The 13,016-nt window shown below is 61.4% G+C and carries 9 protein-coding genes; 5 read left to right on the top strand and 4 right to left on the bottom strand.

Annotated features, from left to right (window positions below; genetic code table 11):
- Nucleotides 1-9 precede the first annotated feature (9 nt).
- Nucleotides 10-933, top strand: coding sequence for a LysR family transcriptional regulator (locus G6N73_RS26835; protein WP_165033028.1), 924 nt, complete (start codon nt 10-12; stop codon nt 931-933).
- A gap of 199 nt (nt 934-1,132) precedes the next feature.
- Here G6N73_RS26835 and G6N73_RS26830 read toward each other — a convergent pair whose 3' ends face one another.
- The 3 genes from G6N73_RS26830 to G6N73_RS26820 all read right to left on the bottom strand — a co-directional run bounded on the left by G6N73_RS26830 (nt 1,133) and on the right by G6N73_RS26820 (nt 4,250).
- Nucleotides 1,133-2,005, bottom strand: a complete 873-nt coding sequence (locus G6N73_RS26830) for a dihydrodipicolinate synthase family protein (RefSeq protein ID WP_246252605.1) — start codon at nt 2,003-2,005, stop codon at nt 1,133-1,135.
- Nucleotides 2,006-2,042: 37 nt separating this feature from the next.
- Nucleotides 2,043-2,387, bottom strand: a complete 345-nt coding sequence (gene fdxA, locus G6N73_RS26825) for a ferredoxin (protein ID WP_165033026.1) — start codon at nt 2,385-2,387, stop codon at nt 2,043-2,045.
- Between the two features lie 330 nt (nt 2,388-2,717).
- Nucleotides 2,718-4,250: an FAD-dependent oxidoreductase gene (locus G6N73_RS26820; RefSeq protein WP_165033025.1), complete on the bottom strand. Its 1,533-nt coding sequence runs from the start codon at nt 4,248-4,250 to the stop codon at nt 2,718-2,720.
- Nucleotides 4,251-5,635: 1,385 nt separating this feature from the next.
- On the opposite strand from G6N73_RS26820, the gene G6N73_RS26815 reads away from it, so the two are divergent.
- The 4 genes from G6N73_RS26815 (at nt 5,636) to G6N73_RS26800 (ending at nt 12,195) form a co-directional block, all read left to right on the top strand.
- A complete protein-coding gene (locus G6N73_RS26815) occupies nt 5,636-5,848 on the top strand; it encodes a hypothetical protein (protein WP_165033024.1) in 213 nt (70 codons plus the stop codon).
- 600 nt (nt 5,849-6,448) lie between these two features.
- Complete coding sequence (locus G6N73_RS26810; protein WP_165033023.1) at nt 6,449-6,697, top strand: hypothetical protein; 249 nt, start codon at nt 6,449-6,451, stop codon at nt 6,695-6,697.
- A gap of 598 nt (nt 6,698-7,295) precedes the next feature.
- Entirely contained in the window at nt 7,296-7,904 is a 609-nt protein-coding gene (locus G6N73_RS26805) for a hypothetical protein (RefSeq protein ID WP_165033022.1), read from the top strand.
- Nucleotides 7,905-7,950: 46 nt separating this feature from the next.
- Entirely contained in the window at nt 7,951-12,195 is a 4,245-nt protein-coding gene (locus tag G6N73_RS26800; protein WP_165033021.1) for a vWA domain-containing protein, read from the top strand.
- A 129-nt stretch (nt 12,196-12,324) separates the two neighbouring features.
- On the opposite strand, the gene G6N73_RS26795 is transcribed toward G6N73_RS26800, so the two are convergent.
- Nucleotides 12,325-12,867, bottom strand: a complete 543-nt coding sequence (locus tag G6N73_RS26795; RefSeq protein WP_246252604.1) for a thermonuclease family protein — start codon at nt 12,865-12,867, stop codon at nt 12,325-12,327.
- Nucleotides 12,868-13,016 lie beyond the last annotated feature (149 nt).

The raw sequence follows: 13,016 nt of genomic DNA, 5'->3' as shown, positions 1-13,016 counted from the left end.
CAACGCGGGATGCACGCTGCAGTCTTGCGCTATTTCGTCGCCGTCGCGCGCGTCGGTTCCATCCGCAAGGCGTCGGAAGAACTGCATGTGGCGAGTTCGGCGGTCAGCCGCCAGATACAGAAGATCGAGGACGAACTCGGCACGCTGCTTTTCGAGCGCCTGCCCAACGGGCTACGCCTGACGCAGGCTGGCGTCGTTACGCTCAGGCACGCCAAAGCGACGCTACACGATTTCGATCTGTTGCGGAGCGAACTCGGCGCTTTGAAGGGCAAGAAGACCGGCCTCGTCACCATCGCCGCCCTCGACAGCCTGTTCGTGCGATTCCTGCCCGAACAGATCATTGAGTTCCACCGGCACCACCCGGCGGTCAATTTCCGGGTCCACAGCGGCGTGCAGAGCCGGATCGCCACTATGGTCGCGGAAGGCGAGATCGATATCGGCATTACCTTCAATCTTCCGCATCCCGAGGATACGGAATTCATCGCCGACGTTCCGATGCCGCTGATGGCGATGGTCGCGGCTAATCATCCGCTGGCGGGGCTGGCGTCCGTATCGCTGAGTGAGTGCGCGCAGTACAATCTGCTGTTGCAGATGGATACCGAGCCGCTGCGCTCGCTGATCGAGATCGAGCTTTCGTCGCTGGAAAGGACCGGCCGAGCGCTGGTGACATCGAACAATCTCATGCTGCTCAGACCGATGATCGAGGCGGGTGTCGGCGTCGCATTTTACACGCCGCTCGGCATGGCCGACGAGATTAAGGCCGGCACGATCGTCGGCGTGCCGCTCAAGGGCTCGCGGCTCGGCGGCTTGCGGCTCGGCCTTCTTGTGCCGCGGCGGCGGCAACTGACGCAGGCGGCTGAAGCGATGGCAGAGCAACTCGGCCGGACGCTCAGCCACTTGAGCCAGGCGTGGAAAGGATCCGCAGTAAGATGAATGTCGAGCTTGCCGTTGAACGCTGGCTGGCGAAGCCAGGCCATGCGCCGGCCGAACGCGACGCGATCCTGCGCGCCGACAACGTCATTAGTGTCCGACCAGGTTGGTGTTTGGCGCAGCTTCGCCTGCAATCCAGTCGCTTGCGATCAGATTGGCATGGATAGTCATTTCGTGCCTTGTGCAATGTTGCTTACGGCAGCTATTCCGCAGCGAGTTTAACACCGGTCAACGCCGTCTTCTGCGCTTCGGTCAGCGGCAGATGTGGCGGCAGAACCCGTTCGAACGCCGGGTCTTCATGGAGTCGCGCCACCAGACACTTCACCGCAGGGATAAGCGGATGGGCAGCGATTGCGCTGCGCGCTTCTACTACTCTGGTCGCTAAAGCCGCATTGCTGGGGGCGGCCCAGTATTCGGCGACAAGCGGCGCCGTGACGCTGACGGTCGCGGAGATGCATCCGGCATAGCCGTCGGCATCGGCCTTTGCGATCGCCGTCTCGCTGCTCGGAAAAACGTCGAAACCATCGATTTTGGCAAGCTGTGACGTGTAGGAAAGATTGCCGGAACTGTCCTTAGCGCCGGCAATGCGCTCGGGGAATGCAGCCTTGAGTCGCCGCACGAGTTCGAACGAGAACGGGACGCCGGTCAATTGCGGAAAATTATAGAGATAGACCAGACCCGGTGCATCGCGGGTTGCGAGGATTAGCCGCTCGAACCAGGCGAACAGGCCGTCATCTGACACGCCCTTGTAGTAGTAGTAGTAGTAGGGCGGCAGCACCAGCGCGGCCGCGAAGCCTACATCACAGGCATATTTCGTAAGAGCGATCGTGGTCGCGAGATCGGGCGTCCCGGTCCCAACCATAAGCCGGCTTGCATCTAGTTCGGCTGCCGCAGCAGACATCACCGCCTTCCGTTGGTCAGCGGAAAAGGAGTTGGCCTCGCCCGTCGTGCCCAGCACGTTGAGCGCATCACAGCCATTGGCGAGCGCCCAACGGGCATGATGCAGAAAGCGACCAACGTCCGGTTCGCCCCCGGCGGTGACGGGTGTGGGGACCGCGGCAATCACGCCGCGCAATCCTGCAGATGCCATAAACTCCCCCTGCCTGGTGATGCTAGCTGGCTGTGATTGCTTGACGCGACCGCCAGTCGGCCACAGCCGGGTGATCGAGTTGAGTCGTGTGGGCTGCGTCCCATCCGCCGGGCGAACCCCATCCGGTGACGGCGTCGCCAAAGAAGTCGCTATTAATGGCTTCGAAGAGCTTCATCGACGCTGGCAGTTCACCGTCCCAGACGATTGCGTCGACCGGGCAGATCGACAGGCAAAGTCCGCAATTTATGCATTCATCCGGATGGATATAAAACATCCGGCCGCCCTCATAAATGCAGTCGACAGGACAGACGATGGTGCAATCGCCATCCTTCACGTCAATGCAGGGCTCTGTGATGATGTAGGCCATCTTCCGGTACGTCTGGCTCAGGGTTCCCACGCAACCATCGCAGGCCAGAGCGTTCGAAAGAAGCGCCAATTTTCGCTTGCTGCATTGCCGGAATGGCAATTGATCAACATCATCAATAGCCGCCCTCGCGGTGGAAAGTGCGTAGGCTCATGGGAAACCGCCTCCCGTTCCTCATGCCCATCATAGCTGGAATGCCGCGCATCGCGTTCAGTTCCCGCCTGTGGGCTCGCTGGCGGTCCCCAGCAGATTGTTGAGGCCCTGTGATATCCAGTCAAGGAAGCGCAATTGGACGTTGATCGCCACGGAAGGCGGATAACAGCTTGCGCTTCGCTAGGTCATTTGGCGCTCCATTTCCACCTCGGCCTCCAGACTTTCGATGTCGCGGAAGATCGACGCGACAGCCAGCGTGCGCCCTTCGCGCGTGAAGCGGAGCAGGCAATCCTTGGCAATGATGTCTCCATCGACCGCGATCTCGTCCCATTGCCCGGCATAGCCTACATAGTTAATCGGAACATCGTAATGCTGGCTCCAAAAGAAAGGCACGGCGATGAATTTCTCGCGATGGCCGAGCATGTTGAGCGCCGCGGTTCGCCCCTGCCTCTCTGCAACCACCCAATGCTCGACCCGAATGTTCTCGCCACTGTGAGGATCTGGCCACCGCGCAATGTCGCCGGCCGCGAAGATCCCGGGTGCGCTCGTCTCCAGAAAGGCGTTCACGATGACACCGCGGTCGAGGCTGAGCCCCGCCTTTTCGGCAAGCCCTGTCCGAGGTCGCACGCCGATGCCGGCGACAACGAAATCCGCCGTCAACGTACCGCCACTGCTGAGTTTCGCGTTTCTGCCGTCGATGCTGCTCGCGGTGTTCTCGAGATGGAATACGACACCGTTCTCCTCATGGAGGGCGCGGATGAAGTCGCCCATTTGCGGACCCAGGATCCGCTCCATGGGTCGTTTTTCCGGCGCCACGACATGAACTTCGATATCGCGCGAGCGCAGGGCTGCGGCAACTTCTAGGCCAATGAAACTGGCACCAAGCACGATGGCGCGGCGCGCAGTCATGGCTCGTTCGATGATCGCTTTGCAATCTGCGAGCGAGCGCAGCGTGTGGACGTGTGGCTGGTTGGCGCCGGGTATGGCCAGGCGAACCGGTTCGGCTCCAGTTGCAAGGAGCAGCCTGTCGTAAGGAGTCCGGACCCCGTCCGCGAGTACAACCTCGCGAGAACGTGTATCGATGCTGGTGACGTTCGCATGGAGACGCAGGTCGATATTGTTCTTCGAGTAGAAGCTTTCCCCGCGGAGCGGAATCCAATCCTCTGGTGCTTTGCCGGCGAGATAGTCTTTGGAAAGATTGGGCCGATCAACCGGCGGCGCTTCGTCGTTGCTGAGCATGACGATGTTGCCATGATAGTGTTCGCGCCGCAGTTTTTCGGCCGCTGCGAAACCGGCAGCGCCGCCGCCGACAATGACGATTTTCTCGGGAACCTGGCTGGGGCCTCCAACGCGTTGCTTCGGTGCCGTCCGTTTGCGCTTCTCGCCCACGAATATCCGATCATCGCGTTGTTCCACCGACCAGCAAGCGAGTGGATTGAAGGCGGGGGCGCGCAAGGCCTCGCCCTCGCGTAAATCGAAGCACGCGTGATGCCAAGGACACCGGACGGTATCCTTCACAACAAGACCGTCGACGAGCGGCCCGCCGTAATGTGTGCATGTCGCGCCGATGGCGAAGACCTCGGTCCCGCGGCGCACCAGAAGTACCTGCTCGTTGCCGCAATGGCCGACTACTTTGCCGCCATCGGGAAGATCGGCGAACGCGATGCCCTGGACCAGATCCGGCCCGTCTAATTTGGAATGACCTTCAGCCATTTTCTTCTCCCTAGCGACCCCGGTGTCAAAATCGCCTGCACGGCCGAGAAGTGAGAAATCTTCAGGTTCAGCCTCGGAAGACCCTCTGCCTGGCTAGTGCGCCCTTCAGGTACTCGACACCAGTTGTGCCCAAACGTTCGGCAATGCCATTCGTTGCGGATTGGGCAGTATGCACACTCAATTCGCGTCATTTTGGGTACCCTGCCGATCAGGAAAAACCCTGGATGCAATACAAAGTTCGCAGCAAACACATCGATTTTTGGAATGACACGGGTTCATGGCGGACGGTACCTTCGTGAACGACAGCGAGCTGCACCACGGCGCCATACTCTTTTTTTCGGGAGCGATAGTCGCAAGGACCGACGTGAGCTCGGCGGCGGGCTCGGCATCGCCACTTGCCTAGTGTCGCATGGCACTAGTGTCTTGATCGACAAATCAGTTACATTCTCGCGACTATGAAGCACGCGGGCTGCTTGCACCGATTGTTGGTTTGTGGATCGCGGTGAAAATCGTCGGAACTGCATTTGGTTAACAGGATCTTCTATTGCGAACCCTCCCGAGTGATGTAGACGCCGAGGTTGTTGTCGCGTTTGATCGCCTTCTCGATGGACACCCCAAAATAAAGCCGGTGTCCATCATGTGGCTGATCGACGAAGTGCGTCAGAACTTGGGGTCACCCATGTCCAACGACGCTTTGGAGTTGCTTGCAGTCGAGATGGCGACAGCGAGGAACCTGCCAATCATGCTGGATCGGGTCATCAAGCCGCGTCGTCGTCGGACTACATCCCTGAGATGAATGGACAATGGACACCGGTGAGCAATGTTGGCTGGTGTTCATTCCGCCTTTAATGCCGACGCTTGTCGAAGGGCCGCAGCAAGGCGAGGGTTGGATCATCCGAAGTGGCTCGCTAGCCTGCTCGGCGTCAAGCAGACGCTTGGCGGCGTTCCCCAACCCGGCGATGAACGATCCCGCTCGAGTGGTCATGACGGGCCGCAAGATGACGAAGCAGTAGGGTTGCTATGCAGCCCACTGATCCTTGTTGGCCACGATCGCGCGCAAGCCAGCCTTGTCTTGGATGCCATATTCGAAGGCACGGTTGTACGGATCAACAACCCTCTGAGCGCCTATTTGCGCCGTAGGGCACCAACCAGCGGCGGTCTGATTTGGTTCCCAGCCAGTCCTTTCCCAACACACCACGACCGCGGTGCGGGAAAGCAAAGGGGATATACTTTCGCTAGTCGGGGCGATTGTTGACAAACTCGTCGGCGAATTACCTTGCGAAGGGGCAGCAACGGAATAAGGTCAACAGGTCGCCCGCCATCCTCTGGCATACGGGCGATCGAAAGAGCCGATCACGCTTTCGCCTAACAGGCAGGAGGCGTTCGTGGCTTTCACCGGAATATATAAGCCCCAAGAACTGGCGTTGCTCCGCAAGGTCTTGGATGACGCAGGCGCTGGTATCGAGCGGTCCAGCCTTGACCACCTAGACGCCAGCTATCTTGTCTTGTCGCTTTTCGAAAAAGGCGCGCAGACCGCCGAAGAACTGAAAGCGGCTCTGGACGCCGCTTTGGCAGGCGACGAGCGGCGACAGGCCTAGGGCGATCGCAATGCCGGTCATAACGTTTCCTGCAACGCTAACAGCAACAGGACGCCAGTCGAAGGCCGGCCCGACACTCAAATTTTGTTCCTGCAGGTGGAAGCAGGGGGGCGTCACTCGCGCCTTTAATCCTTGTCGCACGTGAAGTGATCAGCCGCGGCCCGAAAACCTGGAGCGCACTCCTGCCGGCCTTTCTGCCGTCGGCGCTCGGCGTGTGCCTCAAGGGTGCTGGAAAAAGCCGGCGTCCACTTTTCCTTTGGGGAAAAGAGCGGCTGGACGCCGGCCAATGCCATATTCGAGGGGTATGGCAATCAGAGTGTATATTAGCTGCCACAAATAAACAGCCGTATCTCGGGCGGCGTCTAAATCAGAGGTCAATGTTTCGGCGGCTTGTACCCCGGATGCTGGTCGAACCTCGGGGTCTGCATCCAAGGCGCTTTGTTGCCGGTTACGGCCTCAATCGCCGTGACGATTGCCGCATTCAGTTCTGTCAGCGCGCGGGAATGGTCACATGACGGGGCCCAATAACCTGCCTCCGCAGTAGCGGAGCGTTCATTCGTCCTCAGCCGGTAGGCAACCCGCCTCAAAGCCGAAGCAGGGGTGATCGATGAGATCACAGGGAACTGCGATGCCGCAGGCCTGACATTGCTCCATGTGCTGCGTGAGCGTCTGGACGCAGCGCGTCTCGCCGCCCTTGCAGGCTCGGATTTCGATGGAAGCCTCGACCGGAACCGTGATCTCGTGTCTGGTCCGCAACTGTCGGTTTGGAACCATGCTTGCTCACGTGGTCATCAAAGCAACGGCGAATCGCCATTGCACGAGTACAGTGTGACAGACTTGTCGGCCTAGCGGAATCCTGGCCGAGAGCGTGGTAGCGGGTCAGTCTGAAAGAAGATCCACGACGTTGAAGCCCTGCGACTATGACTTCGGAGGATAAAAGCCCGCTGCGGGGAGGTGCAGCGGGCTAGCCGGTATGTGAGATATGCCACGGACGCCCCATAGAAGAACTTCTAACGTTTTGCTCGACCCTCTCCCGACGGTCAACTTAAAGGCCCGACGGATAACGCCCTTCGGCCGGGCCTTTTTTTGGGTGGCTCGAGCCGGGATACCCTCGGGTGGAGGAGGGCTGGGGTGTGAACACGACGACCGATTTTGGGGGTGTCGGCGCGTAGCTTGGCTGCGACGAGGTGGGTTGGGTGGCAGCTTCAACCGGTTGAGTGCCAAGGATGCTCGTGGTATTATGCGACAATCGAGGAATAATTTTTAGTCTCGTGACGAAGTCGAGTCGAGCGTCTAAAAATAGCTCAGTCGTATTGGGCCAAATGATGGTGTCGAAATGCGGCCTATAAGTCGTAGCGGCAAGATTTCTCTCCGTCTGACATTTGAGAAATTGGCTTTTGTAGGGCCGAGATCATCTTTAGTTTGCTTGTGTGCTTGCCTGCTCCTCATGGTCATACCTGCGCAGGCGCAGAATGCGTCGCTTGGTTCCGATTCAGGCCCGCAAGCGCTTCCCGACACGCCGGCGCCTATCGAGGACATTGTCCTCGCGAAGCCGTTCAATCTCTCCGAAGGCTACACCTTCGACTGGAGTAGCACGGCGCCGACCGTCCGATCGGGCACTATTCTTGTGCTGAAGGTGGATCCTGCGCTCGTGGTGCCGCGGGACGCGCTACAGCCAGTGCTCTACGCCGGAGACAGCCCGGTGCAAATCATCAACGACGGCTACCCCTCCGGCACGCTCATCGGCATTGTTCCCGGCAACATCGACCTCAGCGAGGTGCCGATCTGGTTTGGCCGTCCCGGCTTGCCGGAGCGCGTTACGCCTGAGGTCATCAAGGAGGAGAGGGCACTCGCTGAACGGGCCGGGATCGCGCCACTCGGTGAGGAGGCGATGGCGCGCGCCAGCGCCGCGGCGGTGGAAAGTGGCGACCTCGCCTCGCTCCTGCGCGAGGAGGTTGCGGACATTGTCCGGGATTATGCGCCGGAGGAAAACGAACTTGCCAACAGGTTGCAACTACCGGTCGTCGGTCCGGAAGCGGCGCCAAACCAGCAATAGATTTCACTAGACGTCTTTCTTTGTCAGAATTTGTGGAGGAGCGTAAATGAGACCCGTTCGTTTGCTCCCCATTATTGCAACGGCCGCGCTTATCGGCCACGGATCAGCGGCACAGGCTCAGGCCTTGCGGACCGAACTCGCCGGCAACCCTCTAAGCAGCTATCCGTTCTTCGAATACGTGCGCGCGTTCAACAGCAACGCGCCTGTCCATGTAGCCATCGACCCGTCGCGGTTTGCTGCAGTGGCGGGCGAAACCTGCGACATCTATGTGGCGAACACGAAGAGCGCCGCGCAGTGGGGCGCGGACCCCAGCCTGACAGACGTCACCTCTGGCGGCGCACAGACCGAAACATTCTCGGCTGGCACTATCCAGTCGAACACCTTCCAGGTCGCTGTGGCCAACGAACTCTCGGCCGACGCCGGCACGGGTCTCGGCGTCGGCTACGACGTGGTGCTGGACTGCGACCAGAACGGAGTCCTGTCGAATGCTGACTTCATCGACGGCCTTGGCGAGGTAGCGGGACTGTACGCGGTGCACGACACCGCCGCCGCCGGGCCGCTGGCGGTCACCTCAACGTCGTACAACCTGGCTGCCGCGGTGGGCGCGGGCTTCGGCATTCCCGCGACAATGCTGAGCGAGGAGCTTTTCTATCCGACGAATATCGGGTCGATGGGCCAGCTTCCGATGATCATCATCAGCCATGGCAACGGCCACAACTTCGACTGGTATGACCACATCGGCGAGCACATGGCTTCATACGGCTACATTGTGGTCAGCCACGCCAACAACACCGCGCCCGGTCCACAGTCCGCCGCAACCACAACGCTGGGTCACACCGATGCCTTCATCGATCAGGTGATGGCGGGGACCATCGCCGGCGGTGCGCTCGCGGGTCACCTCGACAACAGCCGCATCACCTGGATCGGCCACAGCCGCGGCGCCGAGGGCGTAGCAATCGCCTACGACCGCCTCTTTGACGGCACGCACACGCCGACCCACTTCCAGCGCTCCGGCATCAGGCTCATCTCGAGCATGTTGCCCACCGACTTCGAGGGCACCGACTCCGCCAACCCCCATGACGCCAACTATCATCTGTGGACCGCGTCGGGCGACGATGACGTCAACGGCTCGGCGGGCAACGAGTGCAGCGGCTTCGAGCTGTGCCAGACCTTCCATCTGCACGATCGGGCAACCGGCTATCGACAGTCGACCGTCGTGCAGGGCACCGGTCATACTTGGTTTCACGACGGTCCGGAGACGCCGGACTGGTTCACGGGCCCGTGCTCTATCGGCCCGACCAACACGCTGACGCATCAGATCCAGCTCGGCTACTTCCTGCCGCTCATCAAGCACTACGTCGAGGACAACGTTCCCGCGCTCGATTTCCTCACTCGGCAGTACGAGAGCTTCCAGCCCATCGGGATGCCTAACGGCAATTCATGCATCGTAGTCACGCACGAGTACCGCAACGGCGCCGCAGTTGGGAACTTCGTCCTCGACGATTTCCAGACCCAGACGAATTCGGGGATCAGCAGCTCCGGCGCACAGGTGATGTTCGACGTCGAGAACCTCTCTGAAGGCCGCTTCGACGACGCCAGCCAAGACTTCGTGTGGAACGCCTCCGATCCGTTCAACGGCGCGACCCAGGCCGGCCTTTCCGACTCGCTGACCACCCGCAACGACGACAGCCGCGGCGTGGTGTTCGACTGGACCGACCAGGACCGCTTCATCGAATGGGAGGTGCCGACCGGGCGGCGCGACTTCACGGCGCACACGTTCGTGTCTTTCCGAGGTGCGCAGGGGACGCGCCACCCGAACACACTTGCGGTGCCCGGCGACCTCACATTCTCGGTAACGCTGCGCGATCTCACCGGCATCACGAGCACGATCAACATCGGCGCCTATGGCGGCGGGCTCGAGCAGCCCTACGCTCGATCCGGCGGCTGGCACAACGAGATGGAGACGGTGCGCCTACGGCTGACCGACTTCCTGAACAACGGCTCGGGGCTCGACCTGCAAAACATCTTCGCCGTCCGCGTGGACGTCGGCCCGTCCTTTGGATCGAGCCGCGGCCGCATCGTCGTCGATGACCTGATGCTGACCAATGACAGGCTACAGGACGCGCCACCGATCCCGGTGCTGCGGGTGTCCGAGGCAGTGCTCGACTACCGCGAGGTGGAACTCGGTTTCGCGTTCACCAAGGCGCTAGTCCTGCACAATGACGGTAACGCGAATCTCAGCGTGTCGGTCGCCCTGGACCCGACCTCGCCGCCTGCCGACGTGATGCAGTGGTCGCAGCTCAACACCTCGCCCACGGTCACAATCGCTCCCGGCGATCCGCCGCTCACGCTTCTGCAGATGTACGAGCCGCAGGCGCTGGGCACCCACACGATCCACATGACGGTGACGAGCAGCGATCCCGCCGCACCGAGCGTGCCGATCACCTTGACCGGGACCGGAACCGACCCGGTCCCCATCGACACCATGCTGGTGATCGACCGGAGTGGCTCGATGAGCGACCCGGCGGGTGACCGCATCAAGATCGAGGCACTCCGCGACGCCGCGATGCTTTACACGGACCTGATGCGACCCGACATAGGCGGCACCGGCACGGGCGACCGGCTCGGCTTCTGGAAGTACAACCAGTCGAACAGCCAGTACCTTGCCCTCGACTTCATCGACCAGACCGACAAAGACAACATCGCGGCTTCCGAACTGAGCAACGCCGCGCTCACCGACCCCAACCGGCTGCAGCCGACGGGCGCGACGGGCATCGGCGGTGCAATGCAGAATGGGGCGGGCGCCATCGGCGGGCCCTTGCCGGATCGTGAGCAGGTGTTGGTGGTCCTCACCGATGGAATCGAGAACGTCAGCCCCTATATTGCCAATGTCCTGCCCGGCATCGAGGCGGCCAATCCCGACCTGCAGCTCTACAGCGTCGGCCTCGGCTCGAACATCGAGGCGGGCAAGCTGCAGTCGATCACCAACATGGGCACCGAAGGCTACCACCAGGTGGCCGACGCGCTCACCGGCGAGAGCCTGTTCGATCTCGAGAACTTCTATTTCAAGATCTTTGCCAACGCGGCGGGCATGGACCTCGTCGTCGACCCCACGCACGTGGTCAACCTGCTGTCGCCGGGACCCATCCTGGTAGACAGCGCACACGTCATCTCCTCAGACCGGCGGGCGGACTTCCTAGTGCTCGACGATCCCGTGCTGCGCAGGTTCTATGACCTCGAGTTCGTGACGCCGTCGGGCGACGTGATCGTGCCCGGCGTGACCGTTGGCGGGATTCCAATCCAGCAGATGCAGCGCAACAACTATCGGATCTACAGGGTGATTTTCCCTGACGTCTCGCAAGCCTCGAGCTACGTGGGCAACTGGATCCTCCGCCTGAAGCCGAACGGCCGCTGGAGCCGCGGCGCGGTGAAGGAGGCTCTGGTTGAGTCGCGCTTCCGCTACTCGAGCTTCATCGACCCGAACCGGGCACTCGTGCCCATCGGTTTCACCGCCGCGGTTAAGTCGAATTACGAGCTCGATGTCGCGGTCACAACCCCGACGTACTTACCCGGCGCCGAGCTGCGCCTGCATGCGGAGCTCACCGACCGTGGCTGGCCGGCGCCATCGGGTCACGTCAACGTCACCGTCGACGCCCCTGGCGGGCAAAGCCAGCAGGTCACGCTGTACGACGACGGCACCCACAGCGATGTGACCGCGGGTGACGGCATCTTTACCAACCGCTTCGTCGACACCGCGGTCGATGGCGTCTATCGCCTGCTGTTCCGCTCGGTCGGCGAGAACGCGCGCGGCGAACTCGCCCCGCGCGAGGCCTCGCGCTTCGTCACCCTTGCACAGGTTGAGCCGACGCCGAGCGACGACGGTCACGGAGGAGAGGGCGCTGCCGGGGGTGCGGTGGCGTCTTACCTGATCGGCACCTATGAGCTGCGCATCGCGCGCACGACGCTGCACGTCATCAACCCGACTGCCAAGGACCTCGAGCTTGTCATCACCTTCTTCGATGAGAACGGTAAGCCGCAGCGCTGCCTTGAGGAGAAGCTTACCGCCAACGACCTCCTCGCGCTCGACGTGGCAGAGGCCGAACCCGGCTTTGCCCGTGGAGTAGTCAAGGTTGTGGCCTTTGAGCCGGGCACTCGCAGGCCGGCCATCGGCATAGTCGGCAACCAGCGGCTGATTTACCCGGAAGGCGGCGTGAGCGAGACCCAGCTCCACCCCATTCCCCAGAAAATACTCGAGGAGGATCTCAAGGTGATCCTCGCATTGTGCCGATAGAAGGGGAGCTCTCGGACTTGCACCGGCTGCGGACGCTCGCGAGAAAGTCTTCCGTCTCTTCGGCGAATAGAGCCTATGGTCCGTCGTGCACGATCCGGACCAACAAGGTGGAAATGGCATGCCTCAGTCTCATCGCCTTGCCTTCCGAGCCTCCCATGGCGTCTCAAAGTCGCCCTGCCACATGCCTCGCCGATCGGCCTCTGCTTCGGCCTGCTCGCCGGCATACGCGCCACGGCTGTACAGCGGCCAATCATGGGCTAATCCATTTCGTACGAGCCAGGCATTCACGCCTTCGCCGTCGGCGCGATAGCAGTCGCCGACAAATCGGCCGTAGCGGTCGCGATCGGCGAACTCGCAACGAGTTGGCCTGGATTGCGCGAGGTAAGCGTCCAGGGCGTCGGCCGTGATCTTGCCGCAACGATATTCCGCACCGGCCCGGTCGATGCAGGTCTGCCAGCTCTCGGGCGCGTCGATGCCGTTGAAACGGATCTTCTCGCCGGCGATCTCGATCGTGTCGCCGTCGATCACCGAGGCGCGGCCGATGATTGGGCCTTGGGCAAAGGCGATCGGGGCAGGAAAGCTGGACGTCGCGATGACGCACCACGCGAACGCGGCGCATCGCAGCAGCGATAAACAGAGACGCGAGAACATGTTGAAGGCCCAAACCGGCAAGCATCCTACGCCTGGTCAGGTTGGCAGGCAATTGATGGCAGCGGCGGACCTATGTTGCCAAAGGCTACTGCCGGTCGTGAAAAGGGGGCGACGGAAATGGCGGAGTGGCTGCGCACGAAGAGGCTTCAGTAGGGCCATCGCTGCGTTGC

Origin of the sequence: Allomesorhizobium camelthorni, from assembly GCF_011045125.1 — a bacterium.
Classification (GTDB): Bacteria; Pseudomonadota; Alphaproteobacteria; order Rhizobiales; family Rhizobiaceae; genus Allomesorhizobium; species Allomesorhizobium camelthorni.
Note: the sequence above shows the minus strand (reverse complement) of the source record. Positions and strands in the feature narration are given on the sequence as shown.